Consider the following 24,282-nt stretch of genomic DNA (forward strand, 5'->3'; position numbering starts at 1 on the left):
GCGAGGTGAGTGGGGGGCGTAGGTTTTCGCGGCCGAGGTGAGTGGGGGGCGTGGGTCGAATGTCGGCCGCGGCCCGGTGGGGGCTGGTCGCGCAGTTCCCCGCGCCCCTAGGCGTGCTTCGCTCAAGCTGCGGGCAATCGTGCCGCCTAGGGGCGGCACCCGTCCCAAAGAGAGGCGGCACCCGGCAAGCGCCGGGCGAGCGACCCCACCCCCGCCGCACCCCCGCGCACCGCTGAACCTCAGGCCGACCTGAACCCGATCGTCGGTACAGCCCGCCGCAACGGCCAGGGCCGGGCGTCGGACTCCGGCACCAGCCCCGCCAGGAACGCGTACCGACGGAGCGCGGCCGGGTCCTGGCCGTCGACGGACTGGACGCGGCGCCACCAGGCCCCGATCTCGGACCACCCGGGGGCCGAGAGGGACCCCCCGAACTCCTGGACGGAGAGCGCGGCGGTGAGGCCCGCGAAGGCGAGCCGGTCGGCCAGGGGCCACCCCGCGAGCGTGCTGGTGACGAAGCCCGCGACGAACACGTCCCCCGCACCGGTGGGATCGAGGGCCTCGACGGCGATGGCCGGCACCTCGGCACTCTCCCCGGTCCGCCGGTCGACGGCGTACGCCCCCTCCGCACCGAGGGTGACGACGGCGAGCGGCACGTGATCGGTGAGGGCGTGCGCCGCGGCGCGAGGACAGCCGGCCCCGGTGTACCGCATCGCCTCCTCCGCGTTCGGCAGGAAGGCCTCGCAGTGGGCGAGGTCGGGCAGCGCCGCCAGGTCCCACGCCCCGGTGTCGTCCCAGCCGACGTCGGCGAAGATGCGCGTGCCCTTGCTCGCGGCCTGGGCGATCCAGGGGGCGCGCACGCCGGGCGTGAGGGAGGCGATGGCGGCACGGGCGCCGGGCGGGCAGTCGGGGGCGGGCTCCTCCGGGGGCGGCTCGTGGCCGTGGGAGACCATCGTGCGCTCGCCCTCGTAGGCCATGGAGACGGTGACCGGTGAGTGCCAGCCGGGCACCGTGCGCGACGGGCCGAGGTCGATGCCCTCACCGTGGGCGAGGGCGTCCCAGCAGTACTCGCCGTAGTGGTCGTCGCCGAACGCGGCGGCGAGGGAGGTCTTCAGGCCGAGCCTGGCCAGCGCCGTCGCCATGTTGGCCACGCCGCCGGGGCTCGACCCCATCCCGCGCGCCCAGGACTCGGTCCCGCGCACCGGGGCGGAGTCGAGCCCGGTGAAGACGATGTCCAGGAAGACGGTGCCGGTGAGGTACACGTCCCAGGGCGGGTCGTCCGGTCCGCGCAGGGCGGCGAGGGGATCGACCTGGGGCTGACACGGCCCGGCCTTTCCCCGGTACGACAATCCCTTTCCGATGGGCGCGGCGGGCGCCTTGGACGCGATCACGGTGTGCTCCCTGACCAGTGGTGCCGATTCAGCCAGTCTGCACCACACCACTGACAACCCGCCGCGTCACACGGCGACCACCGGTCGCACCGGGCCGTCGGCCCGAGCCCGGACCAGGGCCCGGACCCGTGCCCGCCGGGGCGCTACCAGCGAGGCACCGCCGGCGTCACCCACCCCGGCTCGGCGACCCGCATCGCCGCCGCGTCGTCCCGCTCGCGCAGCGCACCGTCGTCATCGAGCCACCGCTGATGCAGGAACGCGAGCTTGTCGCGGTCGACCTCGACACCGAGCCCGGGCGCGTCCGACACGGCGACCTTGCCGCCGTCGAAGGTGAGCCGCTCGGTGAGCACGTCCTCCGACTGCCAGGGGTAGTGGGAGTCGCAGGCGTGGTGCAGGTTCGGGACGGTGGACGCGACATGGGTCATCGCGGCCAGGGAGATCCCGAGGTGGGTGTTGGAGTGCATCGACACCCCGACCCCGAACGTCCGGCAGATCGCGGCCAGTTGCTGCGTGTTCCGCAGCCCGCCCCAGTAGTGGTGGTCGGACAGGACCACCTGGACGGCGTCCCGGGTGAACGCCTCCTTGATCTCCGCGAAGGTCGTCACGCACATGTTGGTGGCCAGCGGCACGTCGGTCGCGGCGGACACCTCGGCCATCGCGTCGGTGCCGAGCGCGGGGTCCTCCAGGTACTCCAGGACCTCCCCCAGCTCCGCGGCGACCTTCAGCGAAGTCTCCACGCTCCAGGCGCCGTTGGGGTCCAGCCGCAGCGGATGCCCGGGGAAGGCCTCGGCGAGGGCGCGGATCGCGGCGATCTCCTCGTCCGGCGGGAAGACCCCGCCCTTGAGCTTGAACGAGGTGAAGCCGTACCGCTCGGTGAACAGGCGGGCCTGCTCGACCACCCCGGCCGGGTCGACCGCGGCACCCCAGTCGTCCTTCTCCGAGGCGACGCCCTCGGGGTGGTCGGCCCACTTGTAGAAGAGGTACGCGCTGTACTCGACGGCGTCCCGCACCTTGCCGCCGAGCAGCGCGTGCACGGGCAGGCCGAGCGCCTTGCCGAGGGCGTCGAGACAGGCGACCTCGAAGCCGGAGACGACGGACAGGCGCAGCTTGTCGGCGGTCTGGACCCCGCGCAGCCCGCCGACATCGACCTGCCCCGAGACCCGGGCGTCGTCCACGGCCACCTCGTCGGCGACGGTGAACAGGCCGTTCAGGTCACCGACCTGACGTCCGATCAGCTTGTCGGCGAACGGCCGGGCCAGCTCCAGGTACTTGGTGTCGCCGTAGGTCTCGCCGACGCCGGTGATCCCGTCGGCGGTCTCGACCTCGACGATCAGGCGGGGCGTGTACGGCTGGTGCACGCCCTGGGTGTTGAGCAGCGGCGGGTCGGCGACCAGGATCGGGGTGAGGCGGACGTCGGTGATCGTGAGGTTCACAGGGCGGCTCCTACGAGGTCGAGTCCGGCGGCCAGCAGCGTGCGCAGCTCGGCGAGGTCGGCGGCCGAGGGGTCGGTGAGCGGGGCGCGCACGGGTCCCACCGGGCGGCCACGCAACCGTGCGGCGGCCTTGACCAGCGACACGGCGTATCCGGGCACCCGGTCGCGCAGTTCGACGAGCGGGACGTAGAAGTCGCGCAGCAGCTTCTGGACGGTGCTGTCGTCGCCGGCGTTCAGGGCGGCGAAGAAGGCGTTCGCGATCTCGGGGGCGAAGGCGTGGACGGCGGAGGAGTAGGCGGGGACGCCGACGGTGGCGTAGGCGCGGGCCTGGATCTCGGCGGTGGAGGCGCCGTTGAAGAACAGGAAGTCCTCGGGGGCGGCGAGGGTCAGACGCTGGAGGCGGTCGAGGTCGCTGTGGCCGTCCTTGAGGCCGATGACGGTCGGGATCTGCGCGAGGCGCCTGAGGGAGGCGGCCGTGAAGGCGACCTGGCCGCGCTGGTAGGCGATGAGCGGCAGCCGGGTGCGGGCCGCGATCTGCTCCACCTGCGCGACGAGCCCGTCCTGCGGGGCGGCGACGAGGTAGTGCGGCAGGACGAGCAGCGCGTCGGCGCCGGCCTCCTCCGCGATGCGCGCGAAGCGGGCGGCCTGCGCCCAGCCGTAGCCGACACCGGCGACGACGGACACGCTCCCGGCCGCCTCCTCGACGGCGATGGTCACGACCCGGCGGTACTCGTCCTCGTCCAGCGAGAAGAACTCGCCGGTGCCGCAGGCCGGGAAGACGGCGCCGGGGCCGGTGGCGATCTGGGCCGCGACATGGGCGCGGAAGCCGTCGGGGTCGAGAGAGCCGTCGTCGTGGAAGCTGGTCAGCGGGAACGACAGCACACCGCGTGCCATGCCCTCCCGCAGTCGCCGGGTCGTGTCCGTAGCGAGACTCACCCTCGCTCATCTCCCTATGTAAACGTCATCTACGTATGAAGATGAAGATTAGGTAGGCGAACCACTGTCGTCAATGGGTGGACCCGCCCCGATTACGATCGGCTCATGTCAGACACCGGGGGCGTACGAGAAGTGAAGTCGGCCGCGCGCACGGTCGAACTGCTGGAGCTGCTGGCCGCGCGCGGCGACCGCCCGGCGCGCCTCCAGGAGCTCGCGGACCGGCTGGGCGTGCCGCGCAGCTCGATGTACGCGCTGCTCCAGACCCTCATCTCGCGCGGCTGGGTGCGCACGGACGTCACCGGCTCGCTCTACGGCATCGGCATCCACGCCCTGCTCACCGGCACCAGCTATCTCGACTCCGACCCGCGTGTGCGGGCCGTACGGCCGTATCTCGACGAGGCGTCCCAGGCGCTCGGCGAGACGATCCACCTGGGGCGCCTGGACGGCCGGGACGTGGCGTATCTCGCGACCCGGGAGTCCCACGAGTACCTGCGGACCATCAGCCGCGTCGGGCGCCGCCTCCCCGCCCACGTGGGCGCGCTGGGCAAGGCGCTGCTGGCCGAACGGGACGACACGGAGCTGCCCGAGGGGCCGTACGAGGCCCTCACCCCCAACTCGCACACCACCCGCGAGTCCCTGCTCGCCGACCTCGCCGAGGTACGGTCCCGCGGCTACTCGATCGACCGCGAGGAGGGCGTCCCCGGCATCGTCGGCTTCGGTTTCGTCCTGCGCTACGACTCCCCCGCCACCGACGCGATCAGCTGCTCGGTGCCCGTCGCCCGCCTCACACCGGAGCACGAGGCGCAGATCATCACGGTGATGCGGGAGATCAGAGCCAAGATCGAGGCGACGGCACCGGGTGCCGGAGGCGCCCCTCACTGGCGGTAGCCCACCCCGAGGAAGCGGAGCGAAAAGACGCTCGTCTACCCGGCCCCTCCCGCCCCAAACGCAACGTGCCTCACATCACACCCCCCGCTCTTCTTCCGGAACCGCGTGCTTGATACAAATTCTCCGCGCGTTCCTGTCCGTCGACGGTCGTCGCCCATCCCCTTCTCGAGCCGCTTCTTTCGCATGCCCTGGGAACGCCCGTGTCCGCCCGCACCACCGCCCTGCCCTGGCCCCTCGTCGCCCTTTTCACGGCCGGGTACCTAGCCCCGTACCTCCTCCCGACCACCGTCGGAAGGCTCGACTCGGGACTTCCGCTCACCGCCACCGAGGCGGGTGCCGTCGGCAGCGCCCTGCTGCTGAGTTCGGCGTCGGCGGGATTCCTGCTCGCCTCCCGTGCCGACCGGATCGGCCCCCGGACCCTCGCCCGCGTCGGCCTGGCCCTGGCCGTCCTCGGATACGGCGGCGCCGCCCTCACCACCTCCGTCCCGGCCGTGATCGCGGGCGCGCTGCTCGGCGGCTTCGGCTCCGGCACCGCCACCACGGTCGCCGCCACCGGAATCGCCGCCCGACCGGACCCGCACCGCACCACCACGTTCGGCCTGCTCGGGGTCTCCGCCCTCGCGGGCGCCGTCTACCTGACGGTCCCCCACCTGGGCCCCGGCCACGGCCAGCCGCTCGCCGCGATCGCCCTCACCGCGCTCGCCGTCTGGCCCCTGACCGGCCGCCTCCCGGCACGTACCGCCGTCCCGCGCACCCGTCTCGACGGCGGCCGCCTCCCCCGCCCCCGCTCGGGCCTCCTCCTCGCCACCGCCCTGTTCTGCTGGTCCCTGGCGCAGAACTCCCTATGGGGCGTCAGCGGCCGGATCGGCCTGACCCAGGCCCACCTGCCGGAGACCACCGTCGGCGCGGTCTTCGCCATGGCCCTCGGCGCCGGACTCCTGGGCGTCCTCGGCGCGAGCGCGGTCGGGCCCCGCTTCGGCTCGGCCGTACCCGTCGGCGCCGGCACCGTCCTCATCGCGCTCTGCATCGCGCTCAGCGCGTCCGCGACCGACCTGGCGACCTTCGCGACCGGCGAGATCGCCTGGAACCTGCTCTACCCGGTCGTCCTCTCCTACGTCATCGGCCTCGCCGCCTCCCTCGACCCCCGCGGCCGCTGGGCCGTCCTCGTCGGCTCCGCCTCCTCCCTCGGCACCGCCGCCGGCCCCCTCACCGGCAGCCTCCTGTCCACCCAGCTCGGCTTCCCCGCCACGGGCACGGTCCTGGCGGTCGGCCTACTGCTGATCGCGGTGCCGATGACGGCGGTGGCGCTGGCTCCGAGGCGGGTTCCCGTCCCCACGGTCGTCGAGATCGAGGTCACGCCTCTCAAGACCGGCTCAGGTCATCTCAGCCCGTCCGGCGTTTGAGGACGAGGCCCCTTCAGGGCCGAAGCGGGGGTCTGGGGGCGGCAGCCCCAGGGACGGTCACCCAGACCCCCGGTCACCCGAACTCGTACGCCTCCACCTCGGAGAGATACCGAGCCCGCCGCTCCTCGTCATGCTCAAGAAACGCCGCCACGAACGAGTTCCGGGCCAACTCCCGCAACCGCTCCTCGCCCAGGCCCAGCGCCAAGCGCACCGCGTCGAAGTTGTCGCCCGCGTAACCCCCGAAGTACGCCGGATCGTCGGAGTTGACCGTGCACAACAGCCCCGCGTCGAGCATGGCGGGCAGCGGATGGTCACCGAGGACGTCGACGGTACGGAGCCGGACGTTGGAGAGCGGGCACAGCGTCAGCGGGATCCGGTCCCGCACGAGCCGGGCGACCAGCTCCGGGGACTCCATGCAGCGCAGCCCGTGGTCGATCCGCTCCACCCCGAGCACGTCCAGCGCCTCGACGATGTACGACGGCGGCCCCTCCTCACCGGCATGCGCCACCCGCCGCAGCCCCAGCGCCGCCGCGGCCTCGTACACCTCGCGGAACTTCACCGGCGGATGCCCGACCTCGGCGGAGTCGAGCCCGACGCCGACGATCCGGTCGAGGTACGGCTTCGCGGCGTCCAGCGTCTCCAGGGCCGACTCGGCGGACTCGTCCCGCAGGAAGCAAAGGATCAGCTGCGTGGACACCCCGTGCCGGGCCTCGCTGTCGCCCAGCGCCCGCCACAGCCCCTCGACGACCGTGCCCATGTCCACGCCCCGCGCGAGGTGCGCCTGCGGGTCGAAGAAGATCTCCGCGTGCCGCACCCCCTGCGCGGCGGCCCGGGCGAGATAGGCGTTCGCCAGGTCCTCGAAGTCCCGCTCGGTGCGGAGCACCGCCATGAGCTCGTAGTACAGGTTCAGAAACGACTGGAGATCCTCGAACCGGTACGCCTTGCGGAGTTCGTCCGTGTCGGCGTACGGCAGCTCGACGCCGTTGCGGGTGGCCAGCTCGAACGCCAGCTCCGGCTCCAGCGTGCCTTCGATGTGCAGGTGCAGCTCAGCTTTGGGGATGGACATCAAAGCATCGTACGGCTGCTTTATCGCCGTTTCGGAACCGGTACCCGCATGAGGTCGTGGGCCACGGTCAGCTCCCCCTCGTACCCGGCCGCCCGCGCCTGCCGCTCGAACTCCTCCGGCTCGGAGTAGCGCTGACTGAAGTGGGTGAGGACGAGATGGCGGACACCGGCGTCCCGCGCGACCCGCGCCGCCTGGCCTGCCGTCAGATGTCCGTGGTCCACGGCGAGTTGCTCGTCCTCGTCGAGGAACGTCGACTCGATGACCAGCATGTCGCAGCCCTCGGCCAGCGCGTGCACGCCGTCGCAGAGCCGGGTGTCCATGACGAACGCGAACCGCTGCCCCCGCCGGACCTCACTGACCTCGCCGAGGGAGACGCCGTTCAGTGAACCCTCTCGCTGGATCCGTCCCACGTCCGGCCCCTTGATGCCGTGCGCGGCGAGCCGGTCGGGCAGCATGCGGAAGCCGTCGGGCTCGATGATCCGGTAGCCGTAGGACTCGACGGGATGCGAGAGCTTGCGGGCTTCGAGGGTGTACGACGGTGTGGTGGCGAGGGGGCCGTCCGCGCTCACCGGTGCCTCGACGAGCCGGACCGTCTCCCGGTAGGCCGTCGCGTAGCGCAGCCGGTCGAAGAAGCGCTGCCCCGACTTCGGGTAGTGCGCGCTGATCTCGTGCGGGACCCGGTCGAGGTTGATGCGCTGGATGACTCCGGCGAGGCCGAGGGAGTGGTCGCCGTGGAAGTGTGTGACGCAGATCCGGTTCAGGTCGTGGGCGGCGACCCCGGCGCGCAGCATCTGGCGCTGGGTGCCCTCGCCGGGGTCGAACAGGATGCCCTCGCCGTCCCAGCGCAGCAGGTAGCCGTTGTGGTTGCGGTGCCGGGTCGGGACCTGGCTGGCGGTGCCGAGGACGACCATCTCACGTACGGACACGGCGAGTTACCCGGGGGGCCACTGGAGGCCGCGGCCGCCGAGGACGTGCGCGTGGGCGTGCCAGACGGTCTGGCCGGCGCCGCTTCCCGTGTTGAAGATCGTGCGGTAGCTCTCCAGCTTCTCGTCGTCGGCGACGGCCTGGGTCTCGCGCAGGACGTCGGCGGCGATGGCGGGGGCGCCGGCGGCGAGGGTGGCGGCGTTCTCGTAGTGCGCCTTGGGGATCACCAGGACGTGGGTGGGGGCCTGGGGGTTGATGTCCCGGAAGGCGACGGTGGTGTCCGTCTCCCGCACGATCGTCGCCGGGATCTGGCCTGCGACGATCTTGCAGAACAGGCAGTCGTCCTGGGGTTCCCCTGGCATGGTGATCCTTTCGGAGTAGGGCTCGGGACGCATCGTATCGTCGCCGGGTGCGGGTGCGTTTGGGCTGGTCGCGCCCCTAAAGGGTCGGCACCGCGGGCGGAGTCTTCGCCGGACCGGTCTCCAGCGCCTCCAACGCGATCCTGATCGCCTCATCCAGTTGCGCGTCGCGTCCCGCCACATAGTCCTGAGGCCGCTGCACGACCTCCACGTCGGGATCGACGCCGTGGTTCTCCACGCCCCACTCGTAGTTCTCCAGCCAGAACGCGTACTTCGGCTGGGTGATGAGCGTGCCGTCGACCAGGCGGTAGCGGCTGTCGATGCCGATGACGCCGCCCCAGGTGCGCACGCCGACGACCGGGCCGATGCCGAGGGCCTTGATCGCCGCGTTGACGATGTCGCCGTCGGAGCCTGAGAACTCGTTGGCGACGGCGACGACGGGGCCGCGGGGGGCGTCTTCGGGATAGCTGTACGGCCGCATCCCGCGCGGGACGGCCCAGCCGACGATCCTGCGCGCCAGCTTCTCGATGACGAGCTGGGAGGTGTGGCCGCCGCGGTTCTCGCGGACGTCGACGACGAGGCCCTCGCGGCCGACCTCGACGCGCAGGTCGCGGTGGATCTGGGCCCAGCCGGGGGCCTGCATGTCGGGGACGTGGAGGTAGCCGAGCCGGCCGCCGGACTTCTCGTGGACGTATGCGCGCCGGTCGGCGACCCAGGCGTGGTAGCGCAGCGGTTCCTCGTCGGCGACGGGGACGACGACGGCGTGCCGTACCTCGCCGCCGCCGGAGGGCGAGATGGTCAGCTCGACGGGCTTGCCTGCCGTGCCGACGAGGAGCGGGCCCGGCCCGGTGACCGGGTCGACCGGGTGGCCGCCGACCGCGACGATCGCGTCCCCGGCGCGTACCGCGACGCCGGGCGCGGCGAGCGGGGAACGGGCGTCGGGGTCGGAGGTCTCGGTCGGCAGGACGCGGTCGATCCGCCACTGTGCCGTCCCCTGGGGGCCGTCCTCGTGGCGGGAGATGTCCGCGCCGAGCAGCCCCTGCCGGGGCCCGTGGCCGTAGCCGCCGCGCGGCTTGACGTAGGCGTGCGAGGTGCCCAGTTCGCCCTGGACCTCCCACAGGAGGTCGACGAGGTCGTCGTGGGTGGCGACCCGGTCCAGGACGGGCCGGTAGCGGTCGAGGACGCCGGTCCAGTCGACGCCGTTCATGTCGGCCCGCCAGAAGTGGTCCCGCATGATGCGGCCGGTCTCCTCGTACATCTGCCGCCACTCGGCCGTGGGGTCGACCTGCTGGCGGACCCGGCCGAGGTCGACGGTGATGTTGGAGTCGCTGTCGTCGTCGTTCGAGGCCCGCCGGTCACTGGGTACGACCTTCAGGCGGCCGTCGGTCCACAGCAGGACCCGCTTGCCGTCGCCGCTGACGGCGAAGTGGTCGGCGTCGGCGGCCAGGTGCTCCAGGCGCTGCTGGGCGAGGTCGTAGCGCTCCAGCTCGGTCTTGGGGTCGGGGTCGTCCGGGGTGGCCCGGGAGGAGCCGAGGACGCCCTGCACCGGGTGGCGCAGCCAGAGCAGGCCGTCCTTGGCGGCCCGCAGATTGGAGTAGCGGGCGGCCTCGACCGGGAAGGGCACGATCCGGTCGGCGAGGCCTTCGAGGTCGATACGGGTGGCCGGGGTGCCCTCGCTGTCGGGGGTCTCGTCCTTGTCCGGCGCGTCGAAGGGGCGGCCGTGCCGCTGCGGGCCGAACGGGGACGGTGTGGTCGCCGCGAGGGTGATCAGGTGCGGGCGGTCGCCGATGACGAAGGCCAGGTCGAAGACGTGCTCGTCGTAGACCGGGTCGAAGGAGCGGTTGGAGAGGAAGGCGAGGTGCTTGCCGTCGAGGGTGAAGGCGGGGGCGTAGTCCTGGAAGCGCAGCGGGGTCGCCTCGGTGACCGACAGGTCGGTGGTGTTGGCGAGGCGGAGCTGACGCAGCGGGCGCGGGCCGGGGTGCGACCAGGCCAGCCAGGCGGAGTCGGGCGAGAAGACCAGGCCGGAGACGTCACCGTCCTCGCTGCGGTCGACCTCTCGGACCTCGCCGGTCTCCCGCTCGACGAGCAGGACCCGGCCGTCGTGCGCGGCGACCGCGGCCCGGCTGCCGTCCGGCGCCATGGCGAGCCCGAGGACCCGGCCGAGCTGTCCGGCGGCGAGGCGGCGCGGGGTGGCGCCCGGGGCCAGACCGGTGGCGGGCGCGAACTCCAGGGCGTCGTCGCCCTCCGCGTCCGTCACCCACACCACCCACTCCTCCCCGTCCGCCCGGAAGGTGCGCGGCAGCCGCGTCCGTACGCCGGGTTCGGCGGCCAGCGCGCGGGCCGGACCGGAGCGGTGGGTGACCCAGTGCACGGCACCGCGGACGGCGATCGCGCTGCCGCGGCCGGTGTGGTCGGGGGCGCCGGAGCTGAACCAGCGGGCGGCGTTGACCGCGAACGGCTGCCGGTCGACGCGCTGGCCGCCGAGCCGTACGTCGAGCCTGCGGGGCTCGGCGCCGTCCAGGTCGTCCAGGATCCACAGCTCACCGGCGCTGGAGTACACGACCCGGGTGCCGTCACCGGACGCGTGCCGGGCGTAGAAGCCGTCGAGAGGGGTGTGCCGGCGCAGGTCGGAGCCGTCGGCGAGGGAGGAGTAGAGCGCGCCGACGCCCTCGTGGTCGGAGAGGAAGGCGATACGGTCGCCGGCCCAGGTGGGGTACTCGATGTTCCCGGCGAGGTCCTCGTGCAGCCGGACGAACTCCCCGTCCCCCGCGCGGTCGATCCACAGCTTGCCCGCGGTGCCGCCCCGGTAGCGCTTCCACCAGGCCGCCTCGCGGCCCATCGGCGAGGAGACGAGCACCGTGCCCGCGTCGCCGAACTCCACGCTGCCGACGAGACCGTAGGGCAGGCGGGCGGCGGGGCCGCCGTCGAGCGGGACGGCGTACGCCCATCTGCGGCGCAGGTTGGCCTGGCCGTACGTGGTGACCGCGAGGACCTGTCCGTCCGGGGTCCAGCCGCGCACCTGGGTCTGTGAACTGCCCCAGTGGGTGAGGCGCTTGGCGGGGCCGCCGTCGACCGGGGCGATGTGCACCTCGGGGTCGCCGTCACGCGTGGAGGTCCAGGCGACGGTGGTGCCGTCGGGCGAGATGCGGGGGTGGGTGACCGGTACGTTGTCGGCGCTGACCCGCCAGGCGCGGCCGCCGTCGAGCGGGGCGAGCCACACGTCGTCCTCGGCGGTGAAGGCGACCGATTCGCCGTGCAGATGCGGGAACCGGAGGTATGCGGAGGTCGCTGGCTGTGTCACCCGATCACCCTATGCAGGGGCGGCGAGGGACGACAGGGGTTTGGATCACTTGCCCTCGGGCCAGCAGTCGGGCTCGCTCTGGCAGTACACGGTCTTCGTGACGGTCACGGTGACGGTGGCGCCGGGCTGCTGCGGGTTGTTGACGGGCGGGGTGGACGGGGCGTTGCAGTTCCCCAGTCCCTCCACGTGGAACCACTCCTTGCCGTCGATCTTGGCGGTGAGATCGCCGCGTACGCAGGCCCCGCTGACCGCGCGGGTGATCCTGCCGGTGACGGTGATGTCCTTGCCGTCCTCGGTCTCGCCCTCGCAGTCGACCTCGGCGACGGCGTTCTCGGTGGCGCTCGGCGAGGCCCCGTCGTCGCCGTACGACGCCGTGCAGTTGAGCCAGCGCACGTCCGCCTTCTGCCGCTCCAGCTCGGCCGTCACGGTCTGGTCGGTCGTGTACGCCACGGTCGCCGAGTTCAGCCCACCGGGCTCACAGGCCACCATGCTCCCCACAGCCACGACAGCGAGTCCCGCCACGGCCACGACCCGCTGTCCCCGTGGTCGACTCCGAATCCGCCTCAAAGCCCCCATGGACGGCAGCGTGCCACCGTCGTGCCCGACGCGGAAGGGCGCATACGGCCATGCGCGCGCCCCGCCGTCCGGACGACATGCCCCCGTGGCGACCAGCCACCGAGGGTCGACGGAGCACTCCTCAGCCGCGCAGCAGCAGCCACTCCTGCAACTCCACCAGGTTCCCCTCCGGGTCCTTGAGGTGGGCGACGCGCATCCGGTCGGTCATCGGGGCGGGGCCGTGCAGGAGGACCGCCCCACGCGCGGCGATCTGCTCGCAGTAGGCGTCCAGGTCGTCGACGCGCAGGACGACCAGGGAGCGGTGGCCGGTGGCCGTGTCGCCCAGTTCGCCCAGCACCTCGGCCATCATGGCCCGGTCCTGGAGGGCGATGCCCGCCGAGCCGGTGGCGGGGCTGAACTTCTCGTACGGACCCTCCGCCGCCCCCGACTGGGGCTTCAGGCCGAGGACCTCGGCGTAGAAGCGGTAACAGGCGGCGAAGTCGGTGACGAGGAGGCGTACTTGGGCGAGTTCCACGGCCGTTCTCCAGAGGGGCGGGACCAGGTGTTCAGGACCAGCGTCCGGTGCGGCCGAGGAGCAGGGCCGTCGCCGCGGTGCCGGCGGTCGATGTACGCAGCACGGTACGGCCCAGGCGGTACGCCTTCGCACCCGCCTCCTCGAAGAGCGCCAACTCCTCGGGGGAGACGCCTCCTTCGGGGCCGACGACCAGCACGATCTCGCCCTCGGCGGGCAGTTCGGCGGTCGCCAGCGGCTCGCTGCCGTAGTCGCGGTCCTCGTGCAGGACGGCGGCGAAGTCGGCTTTGGCGAGAAGTGCGGCAACCTGCTTGCTCGTCGCCGCGTCCGCCACCTCCGGGAAGCGCACCCGGCGGGACTGCTTGCCGGCCTCGCGGGCGGTGGCCCGCCACTTGGCGAGCGCCTTCAGGCCGCGGTCGCCCCGCCATTGCGTGACGCACCGGGAGGCCGCCCACGGGACGATCGCGTCGACGCCGGTCTCGGTCATCGTCTCGACGGCGAGTTCCCCCCGGTCCCCCTTGGGGAGGGCCTGGACGACGGTGATCCGGGGGGACTCCGGGGGCTCCTCGGAGACGGTGGTCATGTGGAGGATCAGCCGGTCCTTGCCCTCGGTGCCGATCACCTCGCACACCGCGTGGCGCCCGGCGCCGTCGGTGAGGACGACCTCCTCACCGGCTCGCAGCCGCTTCACGGAGACCGCGTGCCGTCCCTCGGGGCCGTCGAGGACGTACTGTCCGCCGCTCGCACCGGCGTCGGGGACGTGCTCGACCACGAACACCGGGGCGGTCATCGCAGCTCGCCCTTGGTCGACAACGCTGTCTTGGCCGCGTCGAGTTCGGCGGCCAGGACCTCCACCAGCCGCCCCGCCGACAGCTCCCGGGCCATGCGGTGCCCCTGTCCCGCCCACAGCGCCATGCCCTGCGGGTCGCTCGCCTTGGCGGCCGCCTTGCGCAGCGGCGAGGTGAGGTGGTGGACCTCCGGGTAGGCGGCGGGGGCGTAGGGCCCGTGCTCGCGCAGGAAGCGGTTGACCAGGCCGCGGGCCGGGCGGCCGGAGAAGGCCCGCGTCAACTCCGTACGGACGAACAGGGGGTTGGTCAGCGCCTGCTTGTGCACGGCGTGCGCGCCGGACTCGGGGGTGGCGAGGAACGCGGTACCGAGCTGGGCCGCGCTCGCGCCCGCGGCGAGCACGGCGGCGATCTGGCTGCCGCGCATGATGCCGCCCGCGGCGACGATCGGGATGTTCACGGTCTCGCGGATCTGGGCGACCAGGGAGAGCAGTCCGATGGCGGAGCCGTCGGTCTCCGGGACGTCCCGGTGGGTGCCCTGGTGGCCGCCCGCCTCGATACCCTGCGCGATCACCGCGTCGGCGCCGGCCCGCTCCACGGCGAGGGCCTCCTCGGCGGTGGTCGCGGTGACCAGCGTGACGGTTCCGGCGCGGCGCAGGGAGTCCAGCACCTCCCGGCTCGGGACGCCGAAGTGGAAGGAGACCGCCGGCACGGGGTTGTCCAGCAGCACCGCGAGCTTGGCGTCGTAGCCGTCGTCACGGCCGCTGTCCGGGTCACCGAGCTCGGTCTCGTACCAGCCGGCCTCACCGGCCAGCTGGTGGGCGTAGACGTCCACGGCCGCCGGGTCCGCGTACTCCGGCTGCGGCATGAAGAGGTTCACGCCGAAGGGACGGTTCGACAGGCTCCGCAGCTGTTTGATCTCCTGGTACATACCGTCGGCGGTCTTGTACCCGGCGGCCAGGAACCCCAGCCCGCCGGCCTCGGCGACGGCGGCGGCCAGATGCGGTACGGAGACGCCGCCCGCCATCGGGGCCTGCACGATCGGGTGGGGGAGGAGATCGGTCAGTGCGGAGGACATGACGGCATGTTGTCACGTCCTCCGGACAACTCCGAATCGACCCTGGCACCCGTCCCGCGACGCCGGTCAGCGGCCGTTGAACGCGCGCCCCGACTCGCGTCAGCGGCCGTTGAACGCGTCCTTCAACCGCGAGAACAGCCCTTGCTGCCCCGGCTGGAACTGCCCCTGGGGCCGTTCCTCGCCGCGGAGTTTGGCCAGTTCGCGGAGGAGGCGTTCCTGCTCGGGGTCGAGCTTGGTCGGGGTCTGGACCTCGACGTGGACGATGAGGTCGCCGCGCCCGCCGCCGCGCAGGTGGGTGACGCCCCGGGCGTGCAGCGGGATCGACTGGCCGGACTGGGTGCCGGGCCGGATGTCGACCTCCTCCAGGCCGTCCAGCGTCTCCAGCGGGACCTTGGTGCCGAGGGACGCCGCCGTCATCGGCAGCGTGACCGTGCAGTGCAGGTCGTCGCCGCGCCGCTGGAACTGCGCGTGCGGCAGCTCGTGGATCTCGACGTACAGGTCGCCGGCGGGGCCGCCGCCGGGGCCGACCTCGCCCTCGCCCGCGAGCTGGATCCGGGTGCCGTTGTCCACACCGGCCGGGATCTTCACCGTCAGGGTGCGCCGCGAGCGGACCCGGCCGTCACCGGCGCACTCCGGGCACGGCGTCGGGACGACCGTGCCGAAGCCCTGGCACTGCGGGCAGGGCCGCGAGGTCATGACCTGGCCGAGGAAGGACCGCGTCACCTGCGAGACCTCACCGCGACCGCGGCACATGTCACAGGTCTGGGCCGAGGTCCCCGGCGCCGCGCCCTCACCACTGCAGGTGGTGCACACGATCGCCGTGTCGACCTGGATGTCCTTCGTGGTGCCGAAGGCCGCCTCGTCGAGCTCGATCTCCAGCCGGATCATCGCGTCCTGGCCGCGCCGCGTGCGCGAGCGCGGACCGCGCTGGGACGCCGTACCGAAGAAGGCGTCCATGATGTCCGAGAAGTTCCCGAAGCCACCGGCGCCGAAGCCGCCCGCGCCTCCGCCGCCCGCCTGCGAGAGGGGGTCGCCGCCGAGGTCGTAGACCTGCTTCTTCTGCGGGTCCGAGAGCACCTCGTAGGCGGCGTTGATCTCCTTGAACCGCTCCTGGGTCTTCGGATCGGGGTTGACGTCCGGGTGCAGCTCGCGTGCGAGCCGACGGAACGCCTTCTTGATCTCATCCTGCGACGCGTCGCGGCGCACGCCGAGAACGGCGTAGTAGTCCGTGGCCACTTACGACTCCGCCAGGATCTGTCCGACGTACCGTGCCACTGCGCGTACCGCTCCCATCGTTCCCGGGTAATCCATGCGGGTCGGTCCGACCACGCCGAGCTTGGCGACTGCCTCGCCGCCCGAACCGTAGCCGACCGAGACCACGGACGTGGAGTTGAGTCCCTCGTAGGCGTTCTCGTGACCGATGCGTACGGTCATGCCCGAATCCCCGGCCTCACCAAGGAGTTTGAGGAGCACGACCTGCTCCTCCAATGCCTCCAGGACGGGCCGGATCGTGAGGGGAAAGTCATGTCCGAAGCGGGTGAGATTGGCGGTGCCGCCGATCATCAGCCGCTCCTCGTTCTCCTCGACGAGCGTCTCCAGGAGAGTGGAGAGCACCGTCGTGACCGTGCCCCGGTCCTCGATGTCGAAACCCTCGGGCAGGTCCTCGACCAGGTGCGGGACATCGGCGAAGCGGCGTCCCGCGACCCGGCTGTTGAGCCGCGCCCGCAGATCCGCGAGCGAGGCCTCGCCGAACGGCGCCGGGCAGTCCACCATCCGCTGCTCGACCCGGCCGGTGTCGGTGATCAGCACGAGCATCACCCGCGCGGGGGCGAGTGAGAGCAGCTCGACGTGCCGCACCGTCGAACGGGTCAGCGAGGGGTACTGCACGATGGCGACCTGACGTGTGAGCTGCGCGAGCAGCCGCACGGTCCGGGCCACGACGTCGTCGAGGTCGACGGCACCGTCGAGGAAGTTCTGGATGGCACGCCGCTCGGGCGCGCTCATCGGCTTGACGCCGGCCAGCTTGTCGACGAACAGCCGGTAGCCCTTGTCCGTGGGGATCCGCCCGGCACTGGTGTGCGGCTGGGCGATGAACCCCTCGTCCTCCAGGGCCGCCATGTCGTTGCGCACGGTGGCCGGGGAGACGCCCAGGTTGTGCCGCTCCGTCAGGGCCTTCGACCCCACCGGCTCCTCGGTGCCGACGTAGTCCTGGACGATGGCGCGCAGCACCTGAAGCCTGCGTTCACTCAGCACGTCGCGCTCACCTCCGGAATGTCGTCCCCCAGTCCCCTGGGTGCCTCGCCTGGCACTCTTCACATCCGAGTGCCAGCGTTCCCCGGCCCAGTGTACGGCCGTGGGGTACGCCCCGGGCAAGGCCGGTCCTGCGATGTCGTGCTCGGCGGTGCCCTTTTGGTTAGCGTCGCGGTATGAGCGTGACTTGGGAAGAGTGCGGGTGGCAGCGGCTGGCGGCCGGTGTGGGGCGGTGCCGGCTGCCGGGCTGGGACTGCACGACGGGACTGGTCGTGGGCGAGGGCACGGCCCTGTTGATCGACAGCGGGTCGAGCCTGGAGGAGGGCGCGCGGCTGCGGGAGCAGGCTGAGCGGCTGTCCGGCCACCGTGTGACCCATGTCGCCCTCACCCACCCCCACTTCGACCACGTCCTCGGTACGGCCGCCTTCGCGGGCGCCGAGGTGTTCGGCGCGGTGGGCGTCGACGCGGTGCTCGGCGGCCGGCACGGCCGCGAGGAGATGCGCGAGGACGCGGTGCGCAACGGGCTGGACGCAGGCCTGGCCGACGAGGCCGCCGACGCGCTGGTGCCGCCCCGCCACCTCGTCTCCGGCGAGTGGACCCTCGACCTGGGCGGCGGCCGGCAGGCGCTCCTGGCGAACGTCGGCCCGGGTCACACCGCCCACGACCTCGCCGTGCTGGTCCCCGGCTCGCCCGAGGTGGTCTTCTGCGGCGACCTGGTCGAGGAGTCCGGCGCACCGCAGGCGGGCCCGGACGCCGTACCGTCGCAGTGGCCGGCCGCGCTGGACCGGCTGCTGGCGCTCGGCGGCGAGGACGCGCTGTACGTGCCCGGTCACGGAGCGGTGGTGGACGCGGCGTTCGTCCGGGCGCAACGGGACGCCCTGGCGGCGCGTTTCGGCGTGTCGCGCTGACCGGGGATCGAGTTCTCCTATCGTCGTTCGAATGCGCCAGTACTCCGCCGACCTGACCCCTCCCTGGAAGAAGCCCAAGCCCGTCCCCGAGGTCCCCGCCGAGCCCGGCCTGGTGGTGGAGGAGCCCGGCACCGGCTTCTGCGGCGCGGTGATCCGCTGCGAGGCGGGCACGGTGACCCTGGAGGACCGCTTCGGCAAGCACCGCGTGTTCCCCCTGGAGCCGCGCGGCTTCCTCCTGGAGGGCCGCGTGGTGACCCTGGTCCGGCCCGCGTCCGCCGCTCCGGCCCGCCCCTCCCGTACGGCCTCCGGCTCGGTCGCCGTCCCCGGCGCCCGCGCCCGCGTGGCCCGCGCCGGGCGCATCTACGTCGAGGGCCGCCACGACGCGGAACTGGTCGAGAAGGTCTGGGGCGACGACCTGCGCATCGAGGGCGTCGTCGTGGAGTACCTGGAGGGCGTCGACGACCTCCCGGCCATCGTCGCCGACTTCGCCCCCGGCCCCGACGCCCGCCTCGGCGTCCTCGTGGACCACCTCGTCCCCGGCAGCAAGGAGTCCCGCATCGCCGCCGCGGTGACCAGCGAACACGCCCTGATCGTCGGCCACCCCTACATCGACATCTGGGAAGCCGTGAAGCCCTCCGCGGTCGGCATCCAGTCCTGGCCCCGCGTCCCCCACGGCCAGGACTGGAAAACAGGCGTGTGCCGTGCCCTGGGCTGGCCCTCGGACAACACGGGCGCGGTCTGGCAGGCCATCCTGAAGCGCGTCACCTCGTACAAGGACCTGGAACCGGAACTCCTGGGCCGAGTGGAGGAACTGATCGACTTCGTCACGGCACCGAAGTGAGCACGCCGGACGTTCCCAGCCCGTCCGGCGCATGAGAACGAGCCCGCACCCTCCAGCCCGTCCGGCGCATGAGAACGAGCCCGCACCCTCCAGCCCGTCCAGCGCATGAGAACGAGCCCGCACCCTCCAGCCCGTCCGGCGTTTGAGGACGAGGCCCCTTCAGGGCCGACAGCGGGGGTCTGGGGGCGCAGCCCCCAGGGATGGGACGGGTAGGGGCGGCGGGGGCGAAACCCCTCAGTCCACCAGGTCCCGAACCACCGCATCCGCCAGCAACCGCCCCCGCAGAGTCAGCACCGCACGCCCCTCCCCGTAAGCCCTCTCATCCAGCAGCCCCCCGGACAGCGCCCGCCGGGAAGCCGCAAGCCCCTCCTCCCGCAACAGCGACAACGGCACCCCCTCCCGAAGCCGCAGTTCCAGCAGAATCCGCTCCACCCGCCGGTCCTCGTCCGAGAGCAGTTCCCGTCCGGCCCCGGGCGACCGCCCCGCCGCCAGCGCCCCCGCATACGCCCCGGGATGCTTCACGTTCCACCACCGCACCCCGCCCACGTGCGAGTGCGCCCCAGGCCCGGCCCCCCACCAGTCGGCGCCCCGCCAGTACAGCTCGTTGTGCAGGCACCGCCCCGCATCGGAGGTGGCCCAGTTCGACACCTCGTACCACTCGAACCCGGCCGAGGACAGCACGGACTCGGCGAACAGATACCGGTCCGCGTGCACGTCGTCGTCGGTCATCGGAACCTCGCCGCGACGAATACGACGGGCCAGCTGCGTCCCCTCCTCGACGATCAGCGCGTACGCCGACACATGGTCCGGCCCGGCCCCGATCGCCGCCTCCAGCGAGGCCCGCCAGTCGTCGTCGGACTCGCCGGGCGTGCCGTAGATCAGATCGAGGTTCACATGGGAGAACCCCGCCGCCCGGGCCTCGGCGACGCACGCCTCCGGCCGCCCCGGCGTGTGCGTACGGTCCAGGACCTTCAGCACGTGCTGCCGGGCGCTCTGCATTCCGAAGGAGACCCGGTTGAAGCCGCCCTCCCGAAGGGCCGCCAGATACGCCGGATCCACCGACTCCGGATTCGCCTCGGTGGTCACCTCCGCGTCGGCCGCCAGCCCGAACTCGTCGCGGATCGCCCCCAGCATCCGTACGAGATCACCGGCGCCCAGCAGCGTCGGCGTACCGCCACCGACGAACACCGTACGGACCTCGCGCGGATCGTCGCCCAGCACCTTGCGGGCGAGGCGGATCTCGTCGACGAGGGTGTCGGCGTAGTTGTCGCGGGAGGCGAGGACACCACCGGTGCCGCGCAGCTCGGTGGCCGTGTAGGTGTTGAAGTCGCAGTACCCGCAGCGGGTCGCGCAGTAGGGGACGTGCAGATAGAACCCGAGGGGCCGGTCGGCCGCCCCGGCGAGCGCCGACGCGGGCAGGGCGCCGTCGTCGGGCACGGGCTCGCCGTCGGGGAGTGCGGAAGGCATGTCCCCCATTGTCCCGCACGCCGGGACCGGCCCCGGATGCCGTCCCGTACGCCCGCCCCGGACCCGGATGGCCCAGCAGGAGCGACCGCGCGGACGGCGGTGCCGTTTTGCTGGAAACCCACCCCGAGTCAGGAGGCCGACGTGGGCATATCCGGACTTCTCACCGCTGCCACGGCGCTCGCGGGCGCCCTGCTGCCGACGCTCGCGCCCCCGGTCGCCGCCACCCCGCATCCGGCGGTGCCCTGCACGGCCGGGACCGGCCCCTACCAGCGTGAGATGGAGCGGTATCTGCGACTCCCGGTGGACGGCCGACAGACCCCCACCGACTGCGAGGCGATCCGCGCCTTCCAGACCCGCAACGGCGTACGGCCCGCCGACGGCTACGCCGGTCTCGCCACGTACCGCACGATGCGGGTCGTCGAGGCCCGCCCGAACCCGAACGCGGCCGGGAACTGCCCCGTCCGCTCCTACCGGATCGCCTGCGTGGACCTGACCCGGCAGCTGATGTGGGTGCAGGTGGGGACCCGGGTGACGTTCGCGCCGGTGCCGATCCGCTCGGGCCGCGACGGCTACGAGACCCGTACCGGCTGGTTCTCGGTCTACTGGCGCGCGCGGGACCACTACTCGGACCTGTACGACAACGCGCCCATGCCGTACTCGCAGTTCTTCAGCAACGGACAGGCCTTCCACGGCACGTACAACGACCTCTTCCAGGGCGGCTCGCACGGCTGCGTGAACCTGCGGCTGGACGACGCGCGCCGGCTGTGGGACGCGCTGGCCCAGGACGACGCGGTGTACGTGTGGGGCGAGAAGCCCGGCACCGAGCGCCGCCTCAGGGCAGGAAGCCTGCTCCGAGACGCTCTCCCCGTGGGGCCCCGGGCAGCACGTACGCCACCGCCGACCCCCGGTGCTCACTGAACCGGCTCAGCTCGTCCTGCGCGGCCATCCGCCGCTGCACCCGCACGAACAGGTTCGGGTCCCTCATGAAGGCGAGGAAGAGCAGGCCGCGGTCGTCGGGGCCGTTGTCGTAGGAGTAGCCGCGGCGCAGCATCCGGGCGCCCGCGTCGAGCCGGGGGCTGGCCGCGCGGGCGTGGGAGCCGAGCGGGGTGACGTACCGGCCCCGCTCGGTCTTGGCGAAGATGTCCACCTCGTCCTCCTCCCGGCCACCGCCCAGCGGAGCACCGTCGGCCCGCCGCCGCCCGATGACCGCCTCCTGACGGTCGGTGGCGAGCCGCCCGAACTCCGCCACCCGCAGATGCACCCGGCGTACGACGAGGAAGGTGGCGTTCCCCTTCCACACCCACCGCTCGCACTCCTCGGGGGTCGGGTTGGAGCTGCCGTCCTTGAAGCCGAGCAGGTTGCGGGGCGTGGCGCCGGGCGGGGCGGGCGGCAGGAAGCCCGCCTGGCTCCAGCGCGGGCGCAGGGGCTCCTCCTCGGCGAGCCGGAGAGCCGTCCGCCGCAGGATCCGGGCGTCGTCGGCGCAGAGCTGGACGATCAGGTCGCCGCCGCAGTGGGCGGGGTCGAGCCGGTCGCCGGGGAAGGGCGGCAGCTCCCGCAGACCGGCGGGGACGGGAAGACCGAGGCGGGCGGGGAGGCGGGGGCCGATGCCGACGGTGGCGGTGAGCGAGGCGGGCCGACCGCCACCGGCGAGGACACGGCTCCACCCCCACAGGACCGCCTTCAGGGCCCGGACGCCCTCCGCGCCGCGCAGCGCGGGGTCGAGGTCGTGGGCGAGGACGAGCGCGTTCCGCTGCTGCGCCGTGGTCACACCGTCCTGCCGCGCGCCGTGCCGGCCGGGTCCCCTGCGCCCGGCAGGGTCGCCGTCGGCCCGCGTACAGGCGGTCGCCGCGAGTCCGGCGCCTGCGGCGGCGAGGACACTCCGGCGAGCCGGCGCACTGTCGTAAATCACATCAAGCGTGTTGAATCCGGCATCCGTTGCCTTGGGCACGAACGGGACGATACATCTGCGGCGTGCGATCGAACCGTTTCCCGCGCCTCCTGCTGCTCACCTCGCTCCTGGCCGCGCTCGCCGCGTGCGCGCCCGGCTCCCCCGGCGGCGCGCAGGGCGGTACCGGCGGGGCCGCCGTCGTCCGGGTCCCGCAGGACACCGGCTCGCTCCAGCGGGCGGTGGACCGGGTGCGCCCCGGCGGCCTGGTCCTGGTCTCCCCCGGCGTCTACCGCGAGAGCGTCACCGTGGCCAAGCCGCGCGTGGTGCTGCGCGGCACCGCCCGCTCGACGGTCGTCGTGGACGGGGAGTTCGAGCGGTCCAACGGCATCACCGTCACGGGCGCCGGTGCGGTCGTGGAGAACCTGACCGTCCGCAACCACCTCGCCAACGGCGTGCTGTTCACCGGGGTGACGGACGAGCGGTTCCAGGGGGTGGGCGCGGGCGGATCGGCGTACGACCCGCTGGACACGGTGAGGTTCCCGCCGCTGAAGGGCTTCCGGGCCTCGTACGTGACGGCGTACAACAACGCCCTCTACGGCATCTACGCCTTCGACGCCCGCGCCGGTGTCATCGAGCACTCCTACGCCTCCGGGCACGCCGACTCCGGTGTCTACGTCGGCCAGTGCCGGCCCTGCGACACGGTGGTCCGGCACAACACGGTGGAGCACAACGCGGTGGGCCTGGAGGTGACGAACGCCTCCGAGCGGCTGTATCTGCTGGGCAACCGCGCCTCGCGCAACCGGGTGGGCCTCACCCTCAACTCCAACGACCTGGAGGCGCTCGGACCCCAGCACGACGCGGTGATCGTGGGCAACACGCTCACCGACAACAACGACGACCGCAGCCCCGAGCAGGCCGACGGCGGCTTCGGCATCGGGATCGGCGCGGGCGGCGGACGCGGCAACCTGATCGAGCGCAACCTCGTCACCGGCAACCGCTCGGCGGGCGTACTGCTCTCCGACGTCCAGGGCTACCCGGCCCGGGACAACACGGTCCGCGGCAACCGGGTCGACGGCAACGGCACGGACCTGGTCCTGGCGACGGGCGCCCCGGCGGGCAACTGCTTCACGGACAACGGCGGTTCGCGCACCAGCCCGGCGCGTCTGGCCGTTCTCGCCGCGTGCGGCCGCGCCACCCGACGTGCCGAGGCGCCCGTGCCCGCGGAACCGGGCAGCGGCGTCCTCCCGCTCGGCCGCGCCCGCCCCGTCCAGGCGCCACCGGGCATCTCCTTCCAGGACGCCCCGGCCCCGCCCGCCCAGCCGAACCGGCCGGGCGGCACGACCGAGCCCCCGCGACCGGCGACGAATTTGCCGGGCCGGGTGGATCCCGGGGCGTATCCGTTGCCGGGGCGGGGGTGACACGGCCCCCGCTCCGAGCCCGGGGCCGGTCAACGACCGGTGGCGCCCTTCCAGGGTTCCTCCGGCACCCTCCCCGGCACCCGGCCCGCCGTCACGTCGACCGTCACCGTCCGCCCGGTTCCGAGATCCGCCGTGAGCCGGCGCAGGTTGCCGTCGGCGTCGATCCAGTACGCCAGCGGAGAGCGGCCTGACGGTGAGCCGCCGGTGCCCCGCGGCCGGGGGCGCGGGCCGCTGAAGACGTCGTAGGAGCGACCGCCGATGCGCTCGCCCCGCAGCCACAACGGGCCGGACTGCGCGAGGAGTTGGGCGTTGTCGGGGCGGTCGGACGCGAGGGACAGCACCAGCCGCAGCCCGACGTCGAGCGGCCCTCCGGCATACGCCCGCCGCACCCACGCCCGCTCCCGCACCTCCCGCGCGGCCCGGACCACGTCCCCGCCCCGGTCGCCCGGGGCGTCCGCCACCGCCACCCCCGCCGGATCCCACGCCAGCAGTCCCCGCGCGTCCCCGGCCTCGTACGCCCCGACCGCCCGATGCCTACGGTGATCGACCACCGCGCGGACCACGGTCGCCCCGGACGGCGTGGCCGCGCGGAGCGTGACGGCCGACGGGCTCGCCCGGTACGTGCGGAAGCGGGTCAGGGCCATGCGTTGGGCCTCGGGCGCCGAGAGGGCACGCGGACCGTCGTCGGAGCCGGTCCCGGTCCCGGCACCAGTCCCGGTCGCTGTCAGGAGTACGGCGGTGAGGCCGCCCGCCGCCAGCAGGGCTCCGCCGGCCGCCGCGAGCCCCTTGGTCTTCGCCTTGATGCGCATGGCACGTCTCTACACGCGGGCGGGCCGCCCACCGGTCCACACCGGTGGGCGGCC

General features: G+C 73.1%; 22 protein-coding genes. 6 read left to right on the forward strand and 16 right to left on the reverse strand.

Translation table 11 applies throughout. The features are described 5' to 3' along the window. Window positions 1-239: 239 nt before the first annotated feature. The 3 genes from K4B79_RS16610 to K4B79_RS16620 all read right to left on the reverse strand — a co-directional run bounded on the left by K4B79_RS16610 (window position 240) and on the right by K4B79_RS16620 (window position 3,756). Complete coding sequence (locus K4B79_RS16610; protein WP_374208474.1) at window positions 240-1,388, reverse strand: carbohydrate kinase family protein; 1,149 nt, start codon at window positions 1,386-1,388, stop codon at window positions 240-242. A gap of 143 nt (window positions 1,389-1,531) precedes the next feature. After that, entirely contained in the window at window positions 1,532-2,821 is a 1,290-nt protein-coding gene (locus tag K4B79_RS16615; RefSeq protein WP_232027362.1) for a glucarate dehydratase family protein, read from the reverse strand. After that, entirely contained in the window at window positions 2,818-3,756 is a 939-nt protein-coding gene (locus K4B79_RS16620; protein WP_232027363.1) for a 5-dehydro-4-deoxyglucarate dehydratase, read from the reverse strand. The genes K4B79_RS16615 and K4B79_RS16620 overlap by 4 nt, the downstream gene beginning before the upstream one ends. Before the next feature lie 105 nt (window positions 3,757-3,861). Here K4B79_RS16620 and K4B79_RS16625 point away from each other — a divergent pair, with 105 nt between their 5' ends. Together K4B79_RS16625 and K4B79_RS16630 are read left to right on the forward strand one after the other, a co-directional pair. Further along, entirely contained in the window at window positions 3,862-4,644 is a 783-nt protein-coding gene (locus K4B79_RS16625; RefSeq protein WP_232027364.1) for an IclR family transcriptional regulator, read from the forward strand. 200 nt (window positions 4,645-4,844) lie between these two features. After that, window positions 4,845-6,047, forward strand: coding sequence for an MFS transporter (locus K4B79_RS16630; protein WP_232027365.1), 1,203 nt, complete (start codon window positions 4,845-4,847; stop codon window positions 6,045-6,047). Window positions 6,048-6,120: 73 nt separating this feature from the next. Here K4B79_RS16630 and K4B79_RS16635 read toward each other — a convergent pair whose 3' ends face one another. From K4B79_RS16635 to hrcA, 10 genes are all read right to left on the reverse strand, one after another. Beyond that, window positions 6,121-7,113 carry an adenosine deaminase gene (locus K4B79_RS16635; protein ID WP_232027366.1) on the reverse strand — a complete coding sequence of 331 codons (993 nt, stop codon included), beginning with the start codon at window positions 7,111-7,113 and terminating at the stop codon, window positions 6,121-6,123. Between the two features lie 20 nt (window positions 7,114-7,133). Then, window positions 7,134-8,039, reverse strand: a complete 906-nt coding sequence (locus tag K4B79_RS16640; protein ID WP_232027367.1) for a ribonuclease Z — start codon at window positions 8,037-8,039, stop codon at window positions 7,134-7,136. Window positions 8,040-8,045: 6 nt separating this feature from the next. Further along, window positions 8,046-8,399, reverse strand: a complete 354-nt coding sequence (locus tag K4B79_RS16645; RefSeq protein WP_232027368.1) for a histidine triad nucleotide-binding protein — start codon at window positions 8,397-8,399, stop codon at window positions 8,046-8,048. 76 nt (window positions 8,400-8,475) lie between these two features. Beyond that, the gene (locus tag K4B79_RS16650) at window positions 8,476-11,697 is read right to left on the reverse strand and encodes a S41 family peptidase (protein WP_232027369.1); all 3,222 of its coding nucleotides are present in this window, start codon (window positions 11,695-11,697) and stop codon (window positions 8,476-8,478) included. A gap of 45 nt (window positions 11,698-11,742) precedes the next feature. Beyond that, window positions 11,743-12,273, reverse strand: coding sequence for a hypothetical protein (locus tag K4B79_RS16655; RefSeq protein WP_232027370.1), 531 nt, complete (start codon window positions 12,271-12,273; stop codon window positions 11,743-11,745). A 121-nt stretch (window positions 12,274-12,394) separates the two neighbouring features. Beyond that, window positions 12,395-12,787, reverse strand: a complete 393-nt coding sequence (locus K4B79_RS16660; protein ID WP_232027371.1) for a VOC family protein — start codon at window positions 12,785-12,787, stop codon at window positions 12,395-12,397. 31 nt (window positions 12,788-12,818) lie between these two features. After that, complete coding sequence (locus tag K4B79_RS16665; protein WP_232027372.1) at window positions 12,819-13,574, reverse strand: 16S rRNA (uracil(1498)-N(3))-methyltransferase; 756 nt, start codon at window positions 13,572-13,574, stop codon at window positions 12,819-12,821. Then, window positions 13,571-14,647 carry a nitronate monooxygenase gene (locus K4B79_RS16670; RefSeq protein WP_232027373.1) on the reverse strand — a complete coding sequence of 359 codons (1,077 nt, stop codon included), beginning with the start codon at window positions 14,645-14,647 and terminating at the stop codon, window positions 13,571-13,573. The genes K4B79_RS16665 and K4B79_RS16670 overlap by 4 nt, the downstream gene beginning before the upstream one ends. A gap of 99 nt (window positions 14,648-14,746) precedes the next feature. Further along, the gene (gene dnaJ / locus K4B79_RS16675; protein ID WP_232027374.1) at window positions 14,747-15,883 is read right to left on the reverse strand and encodes a molecular chaperone DnaJ; all 1,137 of its coding nucleotides are present in this window, start codon (window positions 15,881-15,883) and stop codon (window positions 14,747-14,749) included. After that, window positions 15,884-16,900 carry a heat-inducible transcriptional repressor HrcA gene (hrcA, locus tag K4B79_RS16680; RefSeq protein ID WP_232027375.1) on the reverse strand — a complete coding sequence of 339 codons (1,017 nt, stop codon included), beginning with the start codon at window positions 16,898-16,900 and terminating at the stop codon, window positions 15,884-15,886. Window positions 16,901-17,073: 173 nt separating this feature from the next. Here hrcA and K4B79_RS16685 point away from each other — a divergent pair, with 173 nt between their 5' ends. After that, window positions 17,074-17,805 carry an MBL fold metallo-hydrolase gene (locus K4B79_RS16685; protein WP_232027376.1) on the forward strand — a complete coding sequence of 244 codons (732 nt, stop codon included), beginning with the start codon at window positions 17,074-17,076 and terminating at the stop codon, window positions 17,803-17,805. A gap of 31 nt (window positions 17,806-17,836) precedes the next feature. Further along, window positions 17,837-18,646 (forward strand): DUF3097 domain-containing protein, encoded by an 810-nt coding sequence (locus K4B79_RS16690; protein WP_232027377.1) that lies wholly within the window; start codon window positions 17,837-17,839, stop codon window positions 18,644-18,646. A gap of 234 nt (window positions 18,647-18,880) precedes the next feature. On the opposite strand, the gene hemW is transcribed toward K4B79_RS16690, so the two are convergent. Beyond that, window positions 18,881-20,113, reverse strand: a complete 1,233-nt coding sequence (hemW, locus tag K4B79_RS16695) for a radical SAM family heme chaperone HemW (RefSeq protein WP_232027378.1) — start codon at window positions 20,111-20,113, stop codon at window positions 18,881-18,883. A 141-nt stretch (window positions 20,114-20,254) separates the two neighbouring features. Here hemW and K4B79_RS16700 point away from each other — a divergent pair, with 141 nt between their 5' ends. After that, a complete protein-coding gene (locus K4B79_RS16700) occupies window positions 20,255-21,031 on the forward strand; it encodes a L,D-transpeptidase family protein (protein ID WP_374208475.1) in 777 nt (258 codons plus the stop codon). Here the strand turns inward: K4B79_RS16700 and K4B79_RS16705 are convergent. Then, window positions 20,946-22,061 (reverse strand): Dyp-type peroxidase, encoded by a 1,116-nt coding sequence (locus K4B79_RS16705; RefSeq protein ID WP_232027379.1) that lies wholly within the window; start codon window positions 22,059-22,061, stop codon window positions 20,946-20,948. The two genes, K4B79_RS16700 and K4B79_RS16705, sit on opposite strands and share 86 nt — an antisense overlap. A 23-nt stretch (window positions 22,062-22,084) precedes the next feature. On the opposite strand from K4B79_RS16705, the gene K4B79_RS16710 reads away from it, so the two are divergent. After that, on the forward strand, window positions 22,085-23,419 hold the full coding sequence (locus tag K4B79_RS16710; RefSeq protein ID WP_232027380.1) for a right-handed parallel beta-helix repeat-containing protein: 1,335 nt from the start codon (window positions 22,085-22,087) through the stop codon (window positions 23,417-23,419). Window positions 23,420-23,448: 29 nt separating this feature from the next. On the opposite strand, the gene K4B79_RS16715 is transcribed toward K4B79_RS16710, so the two are convergent. After that, window positions 23,449-24,228: a hypothetical protein gene (locus tag K4B79_RS16715; RefSeq protein WP_232027381.1), complete on the reverse strand. Its 780-nt coding sequence runs from the start codon at window positions 24,226-24,228 to the stop codon at window positions 23,449-23,451. Between the last annotated feature and the right edge of the window lie 54 nt (window positions 24,229-24,282).

This window comes from Streptomyces lincolnensis (genome assembly GCF_021173675.1).
In the GTDB taxonomy this organism is placed as follows: Bacteria; Actinomycetota; Actinomycetes; order Streptomycetales; family Streptomycetaceae; genus Streptomyces; species Streptomyces lincolnensis_B.

Excerpts from the sequence above, each read along its gene's own strand:
- K4B79_RS16625 (WP_232027364.1), top strand. The coding sequence starts at position 3,862 with ATGTCAGACACCGGGGGCGTACGAGAAGTGAAGTCGGCCGCGCGCACG.
- K4B79_RS16635 (WP_232027366.1), bottom strand. The coding sequence starts at position 7,113 with ATGTCCATCCCCAAAGCTGAGCTGCACCTGCACATCGAAGGCACGCTG.
- K4B79_RS16645 (WP_232027368.1), bottom strand. The coding sequence starts at position 8,399 with ATGCCAGGGGAACCCCAGGACGACTGCCTGTTCTGCAAGATCGTCGCA.
- K4B79_RS16655 (WP_232027370.1), bottom strand. The coding sequence starts at position 12,273 with ATGGGGGCTTTGAGGCGGATTCGGAGTCGACCACGGGGACAGCGGGTC.
- K4B79_RS16665 (WP_232027372.1), bottom strand. The coding sequence starts at position 13,574 with ATGACCGCCCCGGTGTTCGTGGTCGAGCACGTCCCCGACGCCGGTGCG.
- K4B79_RS16670 (WP_232027373.1), bottom strand. The coding sequence starts at position 14,647 with ATGTCCTCCGCACTGACCGATCTCCTCCCCCACCCGATCGTGCAGGCC.
- K4B79_RS16685 (WP_232027376.1), top strand. The coding sequence starts at position 17,074 with ATGAGCGTGACTTGGGAAGAGTGCGGGTGGCAGCGGCTGGCGGCCGGT.
- K4B79_RS16690 (WP_232027377.1), top strand. The coding sequence starts at position 17,837 with ATGCGCCAGTACTCCGCCGACCTGACCCCTCCCTGGAAGAAGCCCAAG.
- hemW (WP_232027378.1), bottom strand. The coding sequence starts at position 20,113 with ATGCCTTCCGCACTCCCCGACGGCGAGCCCGTGCCCGACGACGGCGCC.
- K4B79_RS16715 (WP_232027381.1), bottom strand. The coding sequence starts at position 24,228 with ATGCGCATCAAGGCGAAGACCAAGGGGCTCGCGGCGGCCGGCGGAGCC.